Origin of the sequence: Tsukamurella soli, assembly GCF_039541155.1 — a bacterium.
Classification (GTDB): domain Bacteria; phylum Actinomycetota; class Actinomycetes; order Mycobacteriales; family Mycobacteriaceae; genus Tsukamurella; species Tsukamurella soli.
In genome coordinates this window covers 15,969-33,593 of the sequence record NZ_BAABFR010000052.1, presented here as the reverse complement: position 1 = coordinate 33,593, position 17,625 = coordinate 15,969, and the positions used below count along the sequence as shown (strand labels likewise).

Annotated in this window: 13 protein-coding genes; 7 read left to right on the top strand and 6 right to left on the bottom strand. The window is 70.4% G+C overall.

Features of this window, described 5'->3' with window-relative positions; all coding sequences use genetic code 11:
• The first annotated feature begins 265 nt into the window (after positions 1-265).
• Positions 266-832: a TetR/AcrR family transcriptional regulator gene (locus tag ABD908_RS16115; RefSeq protein ID WP_344997717.1), complete on the top strand. Its 567-nt coding sequence runs from the start codon at positions 266-268 to the stop codon at positions 830-832.
• Positions 833-991: 159 nt separating this feature from the next.
• Here ABD908_RS16115 and ABD908_RS16110 read toward each other — a convergent pair whose 3' ends face one another.
• Positions 992-1,849: an ElyC/SanA/YdcF family protein gene (locus tag ABD908_RS16110; protein ID WP_344997715.1), complete on the bottom strand. Its 858-nt coding sequence runs from the start codon at positions 1,847-1,849 to the stop codon at positions 992-994.
• 230 nt (positions 1,850-2,079) lie between these two features.
• On the opposite strand from ABD908_RS16110, the gene ABD908_RS16105 reads away from it, so the two are divergent.
• From ABD908_RS16105 to ABD908_RS16090, 4 genes are all read left to right on the top strand, one after another.
• Positions 2,080-3,588 carry a DUF3375 domain-containing protein gene (locus ABD908_RS16105; protein ID WP_344997713.1) on the top strand — a complete coding sequence of 503 codons (1,509 nt, stop codon included), beginning with the start codon at positions 2,080-2,082 and terminating at the stop codon, positions 3,586-3,588.
• The gene (locus ABD908_RS16100) at positions 3,585-4,424 is read left to right on the top strand and encodes a DUF4194 domain-containing protein (RefSeq protein ID WP_344997711.1); all 840 of its coding nucleotides are present in this window, start codon (positions 3,585-3,587) and stop codon (positions 4,422-4,424) included. Before ABD908_RS16105 ends, ABD908_RS16100 begins: the two co-directional genes overlap by 4 nt.
• Entirely contained in the window at positions 4,417-7,830 is a 3,414-nt protein-coding gene (locus tag ABD908_RS16095) for an ATP-binding protein (RefSeq protein ID WP_344997709.1), read from the top strand. Before ABD908_RS16100 ends, ABD908_RS16095 begins: the two co-directional genes overlap by 8 nt.
• 77 nt (positions 7,831-7,907) lie before the next feature.
• Positions 7,908-8,681, top strand: coding sequence for a PIG-L deacetylase family protein (locus ABD908_RS16090; RefSeq protein ID WP_344997707.1), 774 nt, complete (start codon positions 7,908-7,910; stop codon positions 8,679-8,681).
• Between the two features lie 17 nt (positions 8,682-8,698).
• On the opposite strand, the gene ABD908_RS16085 is transcribed toward ABD908_RS16090, so the two are convergent.
• Positions 8,699-9,391, bottom strand: a complete 693-nt coding sequence (locus ABD908_RS16085) for a GNAT family N-acetyltransferase (RefSeq protein ID WP_344997705.1) — start codon at positions 9,389-9,391, stop codon at positions 8,699-8,701.
• Between the two features lie 147 nt (positions 9,392-9,538).
• Here ABD908_RS16085 and ABD908_RS16080 point away from each other — a divergent pair, with 147 nt between their 5' ends.
• Entirely contained in the window at positions 9,539-10,912 is a 1,374-nt protein-coding gene (locus tag ABD908_RS16080; protein WP_344997703.1) for a PLP-dependent cysteine synthase family protein, read from the top strand.
• Positions 10,913-10,920: 8 nt separating this feature from the next.
• On the opposite strand, the gene ABD908_RS16075 is transcribed toward ABD908_RS16080, so the two are convergent.
• Entirely contained in the window at positions 10,921-11,754 is an 834-nt protein-coding gene (locus ABD908_RS16075; protein ID WP_344997701.1) for an alpha/beta fold hydrolase, read from the bottom strand.
• A 334-nt stretch (positions 11,755-12,088) separates the two neighbouring features.
• Here ABD908_RS16075 and ABD908_RS16070 point away from each other — a divergent pair, with 334 nt between their 5' ends.
• Positions 12,089-13,342: an AGE family epimerase/isomerase gene (locus tag ABD908_RS16070; RefSeq protein WP_344997699.1), complete on the top strand. Its 1,254-nt coding sequence runs from the start codon at positions 12,089-12,091 to the stop codon at positions 13,340-13,342.
• Between the two features lie 310 nt (positions 13,343-13,652).
• Here the strand turns inward: ABD908_RS16070 and ABD908_RS16065 are convergent, their stop codons facing one another.
• The 3 genes from ABD908_RS16065 to ABD908_RS16055 form a co-directional block, all read right to left on the bottom strand.
• A complete protein-coding gene (locus tag ABD908_RS16065) occupies positions 13,653-14,474 on the bottom strand; it encodes a formate/nitrite transporter family protein (protein WP_344997697.1) in 822 nt (273 codons plus the stop codon).
• A 303-nt stretch (positions 14,475-14,777) separates the two neighbouring features.
• A complete protein-coding gene (locus tag ABD908_RS16060; protein WP_344997695.1) occupies positions 14,778-16,409 on the bottom strand; it encodes an ABC-F family ATP-binding cassette domain-containing protein in 1,632 nt (543 codons plus the stop codon).
• A gap of 30 nt (positions 16,410-16,439) precedes the next feature.
• On the bottom strand, positions 16,440-17,612 hold the full coding sequence (locus ABD908_RS16055) for a GGDEF domain-containing protein (RefSeq protein ID WP_344997693.1): 1,173 nt from the start codon (positions 17,610-17,612) through the stop codon (positions 16,440-16,442).
• Positions 17,613-17,625 lie beyond the last annotated feature (13 nt).

Here is a 17,625-nt window from a genome sequence, read left to right as displayed (position 1 = left end):
CCCCGAAGACGGTGCATGTGACCGCCACCAAGGAGGACGGGACGAAGGTCGAGTTCGACGCGGTGGTGCGCATCGACACCCCCGGTGAGGCCGACTACTACCGCAACGGCGGCATCCTGCAGTACGTCCTGCGGAACATGCTGCGCGCCTGAGCCTTCTGCCAGGACGGACCTACGACACGGCGGGCTCGGCACCACAACGCCGAGCCCGCCGCGGCGTACCCGGATCATTCGACAGTCAGAGAAAGAGAATTGGGAGGTCTCACGTGCCCAAGGTGAGTGAAGACCACCTGGCCGCCCGGCGGCGTCAGATCCTGGACGGCGCGCGAACATGCTTCGCCGAGTTCGGCTACGACGGAGCCACCGTGCGCCGCCTCGAGTCCGCGACGGGGCTGTCGCGCGGCGCTATCTTCCACCACTACCGCGACAAGGACGCGCTGTTCCTGGCGCTGGCGCACGAGGACGCCGAGCGCATGGCGGATATCGCGGCGACCCAGGGTCTGGTCCAGGTCATGCGCGACATGCTGACCCACCCGGAGCGGTTCGACTGGCTGGGTACACGGCTCGAGATCGCACGGAAGATCAAGAACGACGCGGACTTCCGTGAGCAGTGGACCGAGCGGTCGGCCGAGCTCACCGACGCCACGTTGCGACGCCTGGAGCGGCAGAAGGAGCGGGGTCGGCTACGCGAGGACGTTCCGACGGGGGTGCTGCTGGGCTACCTCGACCTCGTCCTCGACGGTCTGGTGACCCGGCTCGCGTCCGGGCGGGCCACCGACCAGCTCGAGTCGGTGCTGGACCTGGTCGAGGAGAGTGTCCGACGGCAGAAGTGAAGATGTGCACCCCTGCCCAACATGTGCACCCTTCCGTCGCCTCCCAACATGTGCACCCATCCGTCGGCCCAGCACTGAGCTGCGGCACGACGAAACGGTGCACATGTTGGGCGGGCCGGGGCCGGCCTGCGCGCCGACGGAAGGGTGCACATGTCGGGGTTACAGGCCCGCGGTACCCATCGCGTCGCGGTACATCAGCACTATGGCCCCGGTGCTCATCGGACCGGACTGCGCCGCGGCATCCGACGCGACCACGGCCTGCTCCGTAGAGCCTGCGACGAGGAAGTCGGCCACCGAGCGGCGCGTGTGGTCCGACGACGTGACGAGCACGATGCCGCTGGTGATCCCCGCCTGCGGGTACAGGCGCACCGAGTTGAGCGCGTTCGACTGGGTCGAGACGGCACGGTCCTCCACCGTGATCCGACTCGGTGAAACGCCGTTCGCGACCAGCCAGTCCCGCATCTGCCCCGCCTCCGTCTTTCCCGCCTTCGGATTGCCCCCGGTGACGATGATCGGGAACGAGGGGTACGCGCGCGCGACGGCGAGGCCCTTCGTCAGCCGCTCCACCAGCAGGGGGCGCATGGCCCCGTTGTTCTCGAGCCCGTAGCCGAGGATCACGATGCCGGTGCCCGCGGCGAGCGCGCCCGGAACCTGGTCGGTGAGCGGGAACGACTGGGCCTTCGCGACGTTCTGCATGAGCGCGACCACCCGGCCGGCACGGTCTGCCGGCAGCTGGTTGACGGCCGCCTGCGCGCCGGCGGTGTTGCCGACCGCCTGCTGCCACACCGCGAGGTTGGTCAGAGCCTCCACATTGGTCGGGTCCGTCGCGAGCACCGCCTGGTAGTCGGCGATCGCGCCTTCGACGTTGTTCCTCGCCAGCTGGGCGTCGGCCGACGACAGGCTCGCGGCCGATACAGACCCGGCGACGGTGGCCGCCGACACCACGACGGCGGCCGTCAACGCCACGACGAACAGGCCTCTGATCCGGGCGGGGCGCATGGTGCCTACGAGATTCATGCGCAGATTGTTACAGACACGCAGAAGCGATGCCAACGGGACAGGAGAAACCTGTGGTAGAGATGCGGCGTTCGTTATCCAACCGCTACCTCTGCGGCATCTCCAGTCACTTTAGCATCTTTGGTATCACGTGAAACATGGGATGACTTAGTGGCGGACAGGACACGATGCGGGCCCGATAGTATGAACGGTCGCTCGCCGAGGACGGCGAGCGGGAAGCGGAGGAACGGATGGGACGCAGCGCAGCCGAACTGTACTGCGCGTTCCGCGAGAACGCCGACGGTGACGTCGCGCTCCGGCTGCTCCGCTCCCCCAACGCCGTCGCGTACCTCGCCGTGATGGGCGCCCGCCTGGGCACCGGGCCGATGGCCTCCGACGACCTCGCCGACGCGATGTCCGCCGACCTCCAGTCCCTCGCCGACCACTTCACCTCCCGCGCCCGCCCGGTCCCGTCGGGGCCCGACGTCCTCGACGCCTGGGTGCGGGCGGGCTTCGTGTCCCGCACGCTCGACGACGACGGCCGCGAGACGTGCCGGCTCACGCGCGGCGCGATCACCGCGCTCGGGCAGATCCAGTCGGTCACGGCCGACCGCAGCGTCGCCACCGAGACCGCGCTCGAGCTGGTCGCCGCGCGGCTGTCGGCGATCGCGGTCACCGTCAGCCCCGACCCGGGCGATCACCTGCGGTCCCTCGACGAGCAGATCGCCGAACTCACCCGCCGCCGCGCCGCACTGCAGCAGGGCCTGGTGCCGCAGTTCGACCGCGACCGGGTGGTCGAGGACCTGCAGATCGTCGCGTCGCTGGCCGAGCGGATGCCCGCCGACATCCTGGGATACGGCGAGAAGATGCGCGAGACCACCCGCACGCTGCTCACGGCCGGGCTCGACGGTTCGGCGGGCGCGTACGCCGAGCGGCTGCAGCGACTGTTCGACGGCCACGACGAGCTCGCGAACACCCCCGAGGGCCGTGCGTTCGACGCCTTCTACTCGCTGCTCTCCGATCACCGGTTGCGGCGGCGGCTCGAGGAGGCGTCCGCAGCGGTGCTCGACGGAGTGGACGACCTGCCCGGCGACCTGCAGGACGCCCTGACCGGCTTCCTGGACCGGATGTGGGAGCAAGTGCAGCGCGTCGACGAGATCCGCGGGCAGGTGTACCGGCGGATCAACACGTTCGTCAAGGAGGGCGACTTCCTGCAGTACCAGTCGCTGCGGACCCGGATCGCCGACGCGCAGCGGGCCGCGATCGACGCGTTCGCAGCCGTGTCGCCGGGCCGCGACACCGGCCTCGCGATGCCGATGTCGTCGGCGGACACGTCGTCGGTGGGCGCACTGACGTTCCATGACGGCATCGTCGAGCTCCCGCCGGATGTGACCGCGACCGGCGGGGAGTTCGCGATCGACCCCGCGGCGCTGGTCGGCCGGGAGTCGATCGACTGGGACGCGCTGGCCGACGCGGTGAACGCTGCGGTCGGCTCCTCCCGCGGGGCCGGGCTCGCCGAGATCCTGGCCGCACTACCGGAGGCCCGGGCCGGGGACATCGTGGGTCTGTGGAGCCTCGGCGAGCGGTACGGCACCGTCGACCCCGACGGCCCACCGACGACGGTGACCGCCGCCACCGCCCGCGGACCGCGGGAGATGACGGTGCCGCACATTCGGTTCGACGCGCCCCTCCCGTCCGAGACTCCGGGCGCCGGTAACGACCCCACCACCCTGTTCGACGATGTGGAAGCAGCGCAGTGAACGACGAGAACTCCGGCGAGACAGAGCATCCCGGTCCGGTGGATCGCCCGGCCGAGGACCCGGCCGACGAACCGACGCTGAGCGGCCTGGGCACCGACGACCTCGCGCCGGTCGACCTGGGCGACTTCCGATTCGACGACTTCCGCGACGACGGCGTCCCGTTCGGCACCAGCGCAGGCCGGGCAGCCGACACCGCGCCGCGGTTCGACGGCGACACCTCCCGGCTGCCCAACCCCGTCTGTTACGCCCTCCAGGAGCTGATCGCCGCGCCCCACGTGTCCGCCCGGTCGCGCAACTGGGCGGCGATCGAGGCCAATGAGGAGATCCTGCGGTCGCGACTGTCGGAGCTGAACCTGATCCTGGAGATCAACCACGACACCCGGCACGCCTTCACCCGGCAGGTGTCCGAGAGCGACCCGCGGCAGCGGAATCTGCTTCGCGCGCAGAGCCTCTCGCTGGCCGCATCGGTGCTGGCGCTGTTCCTGCGGCTCCGGCACCTGTCGTCGCCGGACGAGACGTGCGTCGTGGAGCGGGCCGAGATGATCGACCACCTGGTCTCGTTCCGGCCGGCCCGGGACACCGACGAGGCGGGATTCATCCGCAAGGCGGAGGCGGCGATCAACCAGCTCGAGACCCGCAGGCTGATCCGCCAGGTGGGCACCACCGACCGGTATGCGGTGCACGGCGTGATCGCGTCGCTGCTCACGCCCGAGCAGGTGGACGCGTACACCGCGGCCTACCGCGATCTGGCCGGCGCCGACCGGGATCTCGCGGAGCCGGCGGCGATCGACCAGGCCGCAGACGGTGCCGACGAGCGGGAGGACGAGGATGCCTAGCCACATCGGCCAGTACCGGCTCGTGCGCCTGCAGGTGGTCAATTGGGGAACGTTCGACGGATACAAGGACTTCCCCATCGACCCGCGAGGCGTGATCCTCACGGGCCCTTCGGGTTCGGGCAAGTCGTCGCTGATGGATGCGCACTCGGTGGTGCTGCTCCCCACGTACGACCAGGCGTTCAACGCCTCGGCCGATCTCACCGCGAAGGGCGCGAAGAAGGCGGCGCGGTCGATGGCCGACTACGTGCGCGGCGCCTGGTCGGTGAACGACGACGAGAATCACCAGTCCAAGGTGCAGTACCTGCGGGGCGGGTCGGCCACGTGGTCGGCAATCGCCGCGACCTACGACAACGGTGCCGGAGGGGTGACCACCGCGACCGCCGTGAAGTGGTTCCCCGGCACCGGGACCGACGGCGCCGCACTGCGGTCGTGGTACCTACTGCGGCCCGGCGACGCCGATCTCATGGACCTGAGCGACTGGGCCACAGCGGGTTTCGACACCCGCTCGTGGCGGTCCCGGCATCCCGAGGTCGAATCCTTCGACACGCAGACCGCGTACCAGGACGCCCTGCGGCGCCGGGTGGGCATCGGCGAGAGCACCGCCGCGCTGTCGCTGCTGGGCAAGGCGAAGGCGATGAAGAACGTCGGCGACCTCGACGCCTTCATCCGCACCTACATGCTGGATCGGCCCGACACCTACGCCAAGGCCGAGCGGCTGGTGGAGAACTTCACCCAGCTCGACGAGGCGTACCGCGCCGCCGCCCGCGCCGAGGCACAGGAGAAGGTCCTGCGCCCGATCCCCGAGGCGTACGAGCGGTACCGCACGGCGCAGGTGTCCACCACCCGGGCCGGCGACCTGCTGGGCGCGCCCCTGCGGGAATACCTGCGCGGACACCGGATCCGGCTGTTGCAGGGCGAGATGGACCGCATCGAGGGCGAACGCGCCGGGTTGGACGCACGGATCGCCCGGTGGGAGGACGTCGCCGAGCAGCGTAAGGAGGCGTACGACACCCTGGGCCAACGGCTGCGCCGCGAGCGGGGCGACGTCGGTGTACTCGAATCCGAAGCGGCGCAGCTGGACCGGGAGGCGATGATGCGGCTGCGCGCCTACGAGCGCTACGCCGCGGCGGTGGAGCGGATCGGCGAGCGGCCGCCCGCGTCCGAGGAGGAGTTCTGCGCGCTGCGCGAGCAGCTGCCGGCGATCAGGGACCGGGCGGGGGCGCGGGCCGGCGACCTGTCGGCCGCCGTGCACCGCTCCTACTCCGCCGAGTCCGACGCCCGCCGCGAGGTCGAGGCGGTGTCCGCGGAACTGACGACGCTGCAGCGTCGTTCATCGCTGCTGCCGTCCGCGGCGCTCGAGCTGCGGGACACGATCTGCCGCGCCACGTCGATCCCGGCGGGTGATCTGCCGTACGCCGCCGAGCTGATCGACGTACGCCCGGAGGAGCAGGCCACGTGGGCCGCCGCGGCCGAGCGGGTGCTGCGCCCGCTGGGCATGACCCTGCTCGTCCCCGAGCAGCACGCCCGCACGGTCGCGGAATACGTCGACGCACATCGGATCCGCGGAGTGCTCACCTATCAGGTGTTCGATCCGTCCGCTGCCGGGACGCCGGCCGACCGCGACACCCTCGCGGCGAAGCTCGATGTCGACACCGCCCACCCGGCCGGGCGCTGGCTGGCCGGCACCGTCGCCCGCACCGCACGGCACGCGTGCGTGACGGATGCCGCGGACCTGGACACTCACGAGATCGCCGTCACCCCGGGCGGTCTCGTGAAGAGCCCGGGCCGCCGGTTCCGGAAGGACGACCGGGCGACCGTATCGGACCGGTCGCAGTGGATCCTCGGTACCCGCACCGACACCAAACGAGAGGCGCTCGAGCACCGTCGGGCCCAGGCCGCGGCGGTGCTCGCCAAGGCGGAGGACGCCTCACGCGCCGTGCGCGACGAGCTCGCCGAGCATCGCGAGGTGGCCGACGGCGCCAACGCCGTGCTCGGCTATGCGGCCTGGGCCGAGCTGGACCATTGGGCGGCGAGGTCCGAGGCCGACGCGCTCCGCGACCGGATCTCCGACGCCCGCGCCGGGGGGACGGACCTCGGTGAGCTCGAGCTCCGGGTCGACGACGCATTCGCGGAGCTGGCCGAGGCGCAGTCGCGGATCGGGGCGCTGGGCGAGACGCTCGGGCGCGCGGGGGCCGACTTCGACGGGCTGCTGGCCGAGTTCGAGCGCGAGGGCGGCACGCGAGCATCCGATCACCTGGAAGCCGCCGACCGCGAATTCCTCGATACAGCCCTGTGGAATCTGCTGGTGGACAACGGGAGACACCTCACCCTGGAATCCTTCGGCGAGGTCCGCGCGGACCTGCGGGCCGAGCTCGAACGACAGCAGTCGGCGGCGACCGCCGAGCGCGACGCCGCCGAGAGCCGGATCGTCCGCGCGGCTGAAGCGTTCCTGCGCGAGTGGCCCGACACGGCGACGGAGTTGACCGCGACGATCGATGCGGCCGGCGACTTCGTCGCGGTGCACGAGAACCTGGTGGCGCACGGGCTGGCGTCGGCGACGGAGCGGTTCCGGCGACTGATCACCACCGACGTGAGCCACTCGGTGGCCAACCTGTTCAAGGAGGTCGAGGACACCCACCGCCGGATCACGCGCGGCATCTCCGACGTCAACACGGGCCTGGCCCGCGTCGAGTTCAACGAGGGCACCTACCTGCAGATCGCCTACGCGGCCCGGCCGGCTCCCGAGGCGAAGGAGTTCGCGCAGTTGGTCGACGCGATGGTCCGGGACGCCCCTGCCGCGCGCCGCGGTGAGGCGGCCGCGATGGCGGCGCAGTTCAAGCGGATCCGCTCGCTGGTGATGCGGCTGACGGCGGACGACCTCGAGTCCCGGCGCTGGACCGAGGCGGTCCTGGACGTCCGTACCGGATATGCCTTCTACGGCCGGGAGAACGCGGTGGGTGCGGGCCCGGACGAGCCCGCTGTGCACACCTATCGCAACACTGCGACCAACTCGGGCGGCGAGCAGGAGAAACTGGTCGCCTTCTGCCTGGCGGCGGCGCTGAGCTTTTCGCTCGGGTCACACGAGACGTTGCAACCGACGTTCGCACCGCTGATGCTCGACGAGGCGTTCAGCAAGTCGGACGAGCGGTTCTCGGCGCAGTCGCTGCGCGCGTTCGAGCGGTTCGGTTTCCAGCTCATCATCGCTGCCCCGATCCGCATGGTGGGGATCGTCGAGCCGTTCATCGGGCAGGTGATCCTGGTGGACAAGCGCACGGGACCCGACGGTGCCCGCTCCGACGCCCGCACGGCGACCTTCGGGGAGCTTGCGACCCGAAGCGACAAGCACAGCGGGGAGCTTGCGACCCGAAGCGACAAGCACAGCGGGGAGCCCGCGACCCGAACCTGAGGCGGTGCGGGCCTCAGACGGCGCGGACCTCAAACAGGGGCTCGCGGCGGAGCGTCTCCGGTGCTATACAGAGCCGCATGGCCACCGTCGTCGCCCTGCATGCGCACCCGGACGACGAGACACTGTTCAGCGGCGGAACGCTGGCGCAGCTGGTGGAGGACGGGCACCGGGTGGTGTTGGTGGTGGCCACCGACGGGATGATGCACGGCGACGACGAGGCCCTCCCCCGCCTGCGGCTCGACGAGGTGGACCGCGCGGCCGCAGCCCTCGGCGTGGATGATGTCCGCTGGCTCGGATATGCGGACAGCGGGCACGGCGCGCAGCTGTATCCCGATCCGCCCGGCCGCACACGGCTGGTGCGCGCCGGGGCGGAGGAGCCCGCCGAGCGGGTGGTGGCGATCCTCGACGAGGTGGGCGCCGACCTGCTGATCGGGTACGACGAGGCGGGCGGCTACGGCCACCGGGACCACGTCGCCGTACACCGGATCGCGCGCCGCGCCGCCGAGCTCAGCGGCGTGCGCCTGGTGGAGGCGACGGCGCCCCGAGAACTACTGGTCCGCGTGCTCGCCGTGACGTCGAGGTTGGGCCTGACCCGCGACCACGACCTGCAGCTGGCGCGCAGCTGGTTCACCCCGAGCGCAGCGATCACGCACCGCATCGACGTCCGTCGGCAGCTGAGGGCCAAGCAACGGGCGCTCGCCGCTCACCACACCGAGAACGAGAAGACCGGGCGCACAGCGCAACTGCAGCGGCTGGCGCTGCGGCTCCCGCCGTTCGTGCTCGCCCCGCTGGTCGGCACCGAGTACTATTACGAGCCCGGGGCCACCGCCCGTTCGGACCGCCTGCTGTAGCGGTCAGCCGGGCCGGATCACGCGGGTGCGGTCAGGCCGACGAACGAGGTCTCCCGCCGCACGCGGAAGCCGAGTCCTTCGTACAGACGCGTCGCGACCGGGTTGTTCACCGACACATGCAGGTACGCCTCGTCGCCGCGGCTGCGGATGTCGTGCACGACGGCGCCGACCAATCTGCTTGCGAATCCTCGGCCGCGGAACTCCTCGTCCGTGCAGACCGCGCTCACCTCGACCCACCCGGGCGGGCGCACCCGCTCCCCCGCCATCGCCACAAGCCGGCCCGCGTGCCGGATGCCGAGGTACCGCCCGATATGGATGGTCTTCGAGCGCCACGGCCCCGGCTTGGTACGCCCGATCAGCGCGAAGATCTCCGGGACGTCCGCCGGCGTCAGCTCGACGACGTCCGGGTCGGCCCGCTCGTGCACCTCGGCGGCGACCATCTGGCGGGCCCGCCCGATCCGAGTCACGGTCCAGTCCGGCGGCGGCTCGATCACCGCACCGCTCATGCTCACCTGCGCCCCCGGCCCCACGAGCCGGGCGAGATCCCGCCACGTCGCGTCGTCTCGCGCGTCGGGAAGGGCGCTGTAGCGGGCGAAGTCGGGCCGGTAGCGGCGCGCGCTGCCATGGCTCTCGGCGAACGCGGCGTGCGGGCCCCGGAGTGCGTGCCACGCGGCGTTGTCCAGTATGCCCGCATCGTCGAGGGAACCCATACGCCGACCATACGACGCACCGACACCGCTGCCCACCAAAGGATCTCGCCGATTCTTGTCCTTGTTTGAATCGTCGACCGGTCACTAACGTTCCAAACCTCAGGCAGGATTCCGGCAGGGGGTCGGCGCCGCATACCGGAAGCTCACATGGCCAGATACGAGTCGATACTCGAAACCGTCGGCGGCACACCACTGATCCGGCTGACGCGTGCCGCGGCGGGACTGCAGCCACGGATCTACGTCAAGCCCGAGTGGCAGAACCCCGGCGGAAGCGTGAAGGACCGCGCTGCGCTGTCGATGCTGCGCCGCGCCGAGTCGGAGGGCGCGCTCCGCCCGGGCGGCACGGTGGTCGAGGTCACCAGCGGTAACACCGGCATCGGATTGGCCATGGCGGCCGCACATCTCGGCTACCGCGCGGTGATCTTCACCAGCTCCGCCATCTCCCGGGAGAAGCGTTCACAGCTTGCTGCCTACGGGGCCGAGGTCCGCCTGGTCGACAACTTCGTCCCGAAGGCACATCCGGACAGCCTGCGCTCGCATGGCGAACGGTTCGTCGCCGAGACCCCCGGCGCCTGGCTGGCGGCCCAGTACGACAATCCGGCGAACCCGGCCGCGCACTACGCCTCCACCGGCCCCGAGATCTGGTCCGACACCGATGGCGACATCACGCATCTGGTCGCGACCGTCGGTACGGGCGGGACGATCTCGGGGACAGCCCGCTACCTCAAGGAGGTCAGCGACGGACGCGTGCAGGTGATCGGCGCGGACCCGACGACCTCGTCGTATGCCGGTGGCGACGGCAGCCAGAAGTTCATCGAGGGAGCCGGTCACTTCGTGCACCCCGAGAGCAACGTGGACGACTGGCCGACATCGCTCGATTCAGGGCTCATCGACCGCTTCGTTCGGATCGACGACCGGCGAGCCATCGAGACCATCCAGTGGCTCGCACGCACTGAGGGCATCCTTGCCGGCGGCTCGTCCGGGGTGGCCGTCGCCGCTGCGCTGGACGTGGCCCGAGACCTCGGTCCGGACGGCACAGTGGTTGTGCCACTACCGGATTCGGGCCGACAGTATCTCTCGACGTACTTCGACGACGACTGGCTCACGGCAAACGGGTTCGCGGGGTCGGCCGCCCCGACGGGTGACCCGACGGTCGGCGAACGCGCCACGCCCGTCCCGCTGGTCGACCGGGACGAGCAGGTCACCGACGTGGTGACGCGGTTGGAGAACGGCGGCATCGGCCCGGACGACGTGGCGTTGGTCCTGTACAGACGGGCCGGCCGGAGCGTCGCCCCGCACCCCACCGACGTGGTCGGTGCGACCACCCTGGCCCGCCTCCGCGCGTCGTCCACCGTCGCCGATGCACTCCAGTCCGTCGGGCCCCGGCTGGGGGCGGGCCTGCCACTGCCGCACCCGTCCGTCACGCGCTGGCGGGACTCCGGTGACAAGATCGCCCTGGTGCTCGACGGTGGCCGGGTGACGGGGATCCTCCATCCGGAGTCCGCCGATCCCGATCGCTGACGCGCGCCTCAGTACGCGTCGAGGTGCGCGAGCAGCAGCCCGTTGAGGGCCTCCGCTGCCTCCTCGACCACCCAGTGCGACACGTCCTCGAGCATCTCGAACCGGTACGGCCCGTCGACCCACTCGGCGGTGGCGAGGGCCGGCGTCGAGCCGAATGCGACGTCGTCGGTGCTCCATACGTACAACGTGGGTACGGTGATGCGGCCGATCCGCCCCGCCGGCCGACCGGCGCGGTACCAGTTGAGCGCCGCGGTCAGCGCACCCGGCTCCGAGAGCCGCTCGACGTACTCGTCGACCCGTGACCGGGGCAACCGGCCGTCGAACACGCCGCGAAGCGCCTTGGCGTCGTCGGCGAGGAAGGCGTTCTCGGTGGCGGGTGTGGCTCGCCAGTCGCGCATGTACTGCGAGCGCGTCGCCTGCTCCTCGTCGGTGCGCAGCGCGTCCGCGAGGGCCGCGGGATGCGGCGTGGAGACGACGGCCAGGCTACGCACTCGATCGGGGTGCGCGTCGGCTGTCCACCATGCGACCGCGCCGCCCCAGTCGTGGCCGACGAGGTCGAAGCGCTGCCAGCCCAGTGCGTCTGCGATCGCCACGACGTCGGCCACGAGCGTCTCGATCGCGTAGTCCGACGGTGACGCCGGCCGCACGCCCGGCGAGTATCCACGTTGATCGGGCGCGACGACCCGGAAACCCTGAGCACCGAGCACAGCGAGTTGCTCCTCCCACTCCACAGCAGCCTCCGGGAAGCCGTGCAGAAGCAGGACGGGCCGCCCGTCCTCCGGGCCGGCCGCGAGGGCGTCGAACGTTCCGTCGTCGGTCTGGATGCTGATGTAGTCGACCACGGGGCCAAACCTACGCGGAACCCATGCGCGGGTGCCACGGCGCCGGGTCGTCGGGAACGTGGCCCGGACGCTCGGTAGCGCGCGTGACACCTCGATTGCTATGCGCCACAGCGCCGGCCCCACGACGAACCGAATCGGCCGCGCCACCCACCAGCGGTATGACACCGTTGTCACACGCCTCAGTGTGCTCGTTGCATTCAGCGTGGCACCATGCCACGATCCTCTGTGACACCGGTGCCATATGCGACTCGCATGGGACCGGATTGCACGGGCCCCGTGTGACACCGCCACACGTCCGCCTGCCCCGCCCCGACGACCCACGGAGCAGTACCCCATGACACCCCCGATGGCTCGGCCGTTGCACCGGACCTGGCTGAACGCGCACGCCCTGCATCTTCTCGACTTCGGCCGCCGGACAGCACTTCCCGACGGCGGTGCCGCGTGGCTCGACGACCTCGGGGCCCCGACGCCCGACATTCCCGTCCACACCTTGATCACCTGCAGGATGACCCACGTCTACTCGATCGGAGCACTCCTCGGAGTACCAGGAGCACGCACAGTCGCTCGACGCGCGATGGCCGGCCTCACCGGAACACTCCACGACCCGGAGTACGGCGGGTGGTACCCCGCCAGACACCCCGACGGGTCGGCCGATCCGACGAAGACTTGCTACGACCACGCCTTCGTCCTGCTCGCCGCATCGTCCGCGACCCTCGCGGGAGTCCCAGGAGCAGACTCCCTCCTCGAAGACGCCCACCGCATACTCCTCGACCGGTTCTCGGACGACACGGCCGGGCTGTGTATCGACACCTGGGACGAAACCTTCACGACTCCGCTCGCGTACCGGGGCATCAATGCCAATATGCACGCCGTCGAGGCGATGCTGTCCGCCGCCGACGTCACCGGTGACCGCGATCTCATCGACCGAGCCCTACGGATCTGCCGCTTCGCCGCCGACACCGCACGCAGCCATGACTGGCGGCTCCCTGAGCACTACGATTCACACTGGCGACCGCAATTGGACTTTCACCGGGATCGCCCCGACGACCAGTTCAAGCCCTACGGCGCGACCGTTGGACACGGTCTCGAGTGGTCACGACTACTCCTCCACACCGAGGCGGCCGCGGCGGCGCAGGCCGGACCATGGCTCCTCGACGCGGCACGTCGATTGTTCGACCGCGCGGTCGCCGACGGCTGGAATACCGACGGTCACCCCGGATTCGTCTACACGACCGACTGGGACGGGCGACCGGTGGTCCACGACAGACTCCACTGGGTCTGCGCGGAAGCCGTGAACGCCGCAGCCGCCCTCTTCCGACGCACCGGCGACGAGCGATACGCGCAGTGGTACGAGACGTTCTGGGACTACGCCGACCAGCATCTCATCGACCACGAGCAGGGATCCTGGCGACACCAGCTGAGCGCCGACAACGCACCGTCGCACACCATCTGGGAAGGCAAGCCCGACCTGTACCACGCCTTCCAGAGCACACTCGTCCCTCAGCTGCCGTTGTATCCGATGCTCGCCACCGCCGTCGCCTCGGGGAGCCTCGCAGGAACCGCGAACTCGAGTGCCAACCATCCGTGAATTCCTGACCGACGCCGTGATCCGTCCGGGCCGCCGACGCGAAGACCGCCTGGGCAGGAACCCAGCCGACGTGGCGATCACCCCCGGCCCCGATCGATCGGTCCAATCGGCGACGACGCCCACATGAGCGACGAATAAATCGGTAACACTCGAATTTCGGATGCCGGTCGGACGTAAGGCGTGACAGGGCCAGCCCGAGATGGAGCCGACGACGATGATCGATCCGCAGCCACGGGACGCCACCCGCCTCGGCGAAGGCCAGGGCTCGACGTACACCGCGTCGCGCGCAGCCGCCGTGATCCGCGCGACCTCAGGCCCGGCGCACGGCCTCCCGCTCGGTGCGCGGCCGCAGGTAGATGTACCAATAGGCGCCGGCGACGAAGACGCCCGCTCCGATGAGATTGCCGCAGAAGGCCATCACGAGGTTCCACACCACATCGCCCAGCGTCAGGTGCGGAACGTGCTCCATCAGCCCCAGCGGCAGGAAGAACATGTTGGCGACCACGTGATCGAAGCCGAGCGCCACGAAGGCCGAGATCGGTCCGAGGATGCCGAGGATCTTGCCGGATACGCTGGTGGCCGCCAACGCGAGCCAGACGCCCATGCAGACGAGCCAGTTGCATCCGAGCCCGCGGAGGAACACCTCGAGATGCGTCTCGGTGATCGCCTTACCGGTGACGATCCCGACCAGCCGGATATGCGCCTTGGTGTCTGCACCGCCGATCACACCGGTGGCATAGGCGAGGACGTAGGCGACGAACAGGGAGCCGATCAGGTTACCGATCGTGACGAGGACCCAGTTCTTGACCAGTCGGGCGGCACCGATGCGCCGGGCGAGCAGGGCGATGGGCAGGTACATCATGTTGCCCGTGAGTAGCTCCGAGCCGCCGACGACGACCAGGACCAGACCCACGCTGAACACGACGCCCGTGACTATCGTCGTCACGCCCGCCCAGTCCTGGGTCGGGGACGGCATGCCCGCCGACGCGACGATGGCCAGCAGGCTCGCGAAGGCGATGTACGCCCCCGCGAGAAACGAGCCGACGAGCACGGGACCGACCGACATCCCGGCCTTCGCGACTCCACTCTCGACTGCGATGGCTGCGGTCTCCGCAGGGGTGTTGTAGCTCATGAGATAGGTCCGCCTCGTCCCGTGTGCGCGCTACCGGAGGGCCGACCGGGTACTCGTCCTGTGCGGCCGCGGGATCGACGGTAGCCGCGGCGCCCGCACAAATGGCCGCGTTGGTGCCGCGCCCCGGCGATTTGTCGCCCCGGCCACGCCGGGTTGTCGGGGCCGACAACTCCATTCGCGCCCGGCTCCATTCGGCCGCCGTGCTATTCGACAGATGCTCCACCTGCGCAACGCCGGGCGTGGCCGGACGGTCGTGAGCGCGGAGCGGCCGCGCGGGTGGCGCACCCCCGGCTCGGGGCCCGGTCAGGCGAGCTCGATGAGCTCCTGGTACTCGGCGGACCAGTGGTCCTCGGTGCCGTCCGGCAGGAGGATGACGCGCTCGGGGTTGAGCGCCTCGGCTGCACCGGGATCGTGAGTGACCAGCACCACGGCCCCCTCGTAACTGCGGAGTGCCTCGAGCACCTGTTCCCGGCTCACGGGATCGAGGTTGTTGGTCGGCTCGTCGAGTAGCAGTACGTTGGCCGCCGACGAGACCAGTCCCGCCAGGGCGAGTCGGGTCTTCTCGCCGCCGGACAGGGTCCCGGCGGGCTGGTCGAGCTGCGGCCCGGTGAACATGAACGCGCCCAGCAGGCCGCGCAGGTCCTGCTCCCCCGCGTCGGGCGACGCGTTCCGGATGTTGTCCCACACCGACGCAGCGTCATCGAGGGTGTCGTGCTCCTGCGCGAAGTAGCCGATCTTGAGCCCTCGGCCGGGTTCGAGGCCGCCGGTGTCCGGCGTCTCCACGCCGGCGAGGAGCTTCAGCAGCGTCGTCTTACCTGCACCGTTGAGGCCGAGGACCACCACCCGCGAGCCGCGATCGATCGCGAAGTCGATGCCGGTGAAGATCTCCAGGGATCCATACGTCTTGGTCAGGCCCTTCACCATCAGCGGGGTCCTGCCCGACGGTGCCGGCGCCGGGAACTTGATGCGCGCGGTCTTGTCGGCGACACGTACCTCGTCGACCTCCGCCAGCATGCGCTCGGCGCGCTTGAGCATGTTCTGCGCGGCGACGGCCTTGGTCGCCTTCGCGCCCATCTTCGCGGCCTGTGTCTTCAGCGCCGCGGCCTTCTTCTCGGCGTTGGCGCGCTCGCGGCGGCGCCGCTGCTCGTCCGTGGCCCGGGCGTCGAGGTACTTCTTCCACGTCATGTTGTAGATGTCGGCTTCGCCGCGCACGGCGTCGAGGAACCACACCCGGTTGACCACGTCGTTGAGCAGATCCACGTCGTGGCTGATCACGATGAGCCCGCCGTCGTGGCTCTGCAGGAACGTCCGCAGCCATCCGATCGAGTCGGCGTCGAGGTGGTTTGTCGGCTCGTCGAGCAGCAGCGTCGTGCCCGACTTACCCCCGGAACCGTCGGACGCGGCGAACAGGATGCGCGCCAGCTCGACGCGGCGCCGCTGCCCGCCGGACAGGGTGCGCAGCGGCTGCCCCAGCACCCGGTCGGGCAGGGCGAGGCTGTTGCAGATGCGGGCGGCCTCGGACTCGGCGGTGTACCCGCCGAGCGAGGAGAACCGGTCCTCCAGATTGCCGTACTTGCGGACGGCCTCGTCGAGCAGGTCGACATCGACCAACTCGGCCATGCGGGCCTGCTGCTTCTCCATCTGCCGGACGATGGTGTCGAGCCCGCGCGCCGACAGCACGCGGTCCTTCGCCAGGACGTCGAGGTCGCCCTCCTTGGGATCCTGCGGCAGGTAGCCGACCTCGCCGGAGGAGATCACCTTCCCGGCGTAGGGCTCGCCCTCGCCGGCGAGGATGCGCATGGTCGTGGTCTTGCCTGCGCCGTTGCGGCCGACGAGGCCGATGCGGTCGCCCGCCTGGACCCGCAGGGCGTCCCCGGGCGCGGTCAGCAGGGTGCGTACCCCGGCGCGCACTTCGAGATCGGTTGCGGTAATCACGAGGGGCCAGTCTACAGGCGGAAACGGGTACTACCGACCTGCGGCGATCACCCGGCGGCCGCCACCGGCCCGCTTCGCCGCGTACATCGAATCGTCGGCGAGCCGTTGCAGGACGTCGAGGTCGGCCGTCACCGCCGGCGCGTGTGCCGCCCCCACGCTCGCCGTGACCTGTAGCTGGTCGTCACCGAAGACGCAGCCGGCACAGCGGTCCGCTACCGCCGGCAGATCCGCGGGATCCGGCAGGTGCACGATGAGCACGAACTCGTCGCCGCCCGTGCGAGCCGCAGCGAGCGCGTCCATCCGCTCCGCGAGCGCCCGTCCCGTCTCGCGGAGCACCAGGTCGCCGCGGATGTGGCCGTACTCGTCGTTGACCTGTTTCAAGCGGTCCAGGTCGACGACGATCACCGCGAGCTCGCCACCCGACTCCCGATGCCGCGCGACGATGTACGTCGCGGCCGATCGCAGGCCGCGTCGGTTGAGCAGCCCCGTCAGCGGGTCGCGGTTCGACAGCCGAGTGACGGCGACGATGCTGCGCCGCGCGACCTCGACCGGAAACTGCAGCATGGCGGGCATCAGGACGTCGACGACCACCGCCACCCCGCTCACGAGGTACACCGACCACCCCGACGCACTCCGCGCGCACAGTGCCCAGGCGTCGATACCGAGGATCACCGCAGCGCAGTACCCGCAGTGCAGCAGCATGGCCCGCCAGCCGAGGAAGCCGGCCACGAACGTCCCCACGGCGCTCAGGAGGATCACCGTCACCAGTTGCGCGCGCGGGTCGGACAACGTCAGCGCCACGCCGAGGATCGTCAGGTCACCCCAGACCGCGTAGGCGACGGCGCCCCGCCACCCTGGGAACGGGCATATACCCCACAGTGCCGCGACGATGACGGACACTGTGAGCAGCACCACGAGCACGCTGCGTCCCACCACTCCGTGCGGGCCCGTCGGCAGCCACAGCAGCACCACCCCGGCGACGCCCAGACCGGCGCAGGCGCCGACGCTCACGAACCGCACGGCGACCAGACACACCGGCCACTCGGTCATCGCCCGCACGGCGAACCGGAACTCACTCCGGCCCGCCTGCCGCCACTCGGCACCGTCGGCGAGCGCCGACCACGCAGCCCCGAGGCCGCGGCGCCGGGCAGCGGCACGACCGCCCGCATCGATGCGGGAATCAGGGGTGGGCCGGGACTGCACCCGCACACGATAA

Bases quoted from the DNA above. Each gene is read 5' to 3' on its own strand.
- ABD908_RS16110 (WP_344997715.1), bottom strand. From the start codon at position 1,849: ATGAATCTCGTAGGCACCATGCGCCCCGCCCGGATCAGAGGCCTGTTC.
- ABD908_RS16105 (WP_344997713.1), top strand. From the start codon at position 2,080: ATGGGACGCAGCGCAGCCGAACTGTACTGCGCGTTCCGCGAGAACGCC.
- ABD908_RS16095 (WP_344997709.1), top strand. From the start codon at position 4,417: ATGCCTAGCCACATCGGCCAGTACCGGCTCGTGCGCCTGCAGGTGGTC.
- ABD908_RS16090 (WP_344997707.1), top strand. From the start codon at position 7,908: ATGGCCACCGTCGTCGCCCTGCATGCGCACCCGGACGACGAGACACTG.
- ABD908_RS16085 (WP_344997705.1), bottom strand. From the start codon at position 9,391: ATGGGTTCCCTCGACGATGCGGGCATACTGGACAACGCCGCGTGGCAC.
- ABD908_RS16080 (WP_344997703.1), top strand. From the start codon at position 9,539: ATGGCCAGATACGAGTCGATACTCGAAACCGTCGGCGGCACACCACTG.
- ABD908_RS16070 (WP_344997699.1), top strand. From the start codon at position 12,089: ATGACACCCCCGATGGCTCGGCCGTTGCACCGGACCTGGCTGAACGCG.
- ABD908_RS16065 (WP_344997697.1), bottom strand. From the start codon at position 14,474: ATGAGCTACAACACCCCTGCGGAGACCGCAGCCATCGCAGTCGAGAGT.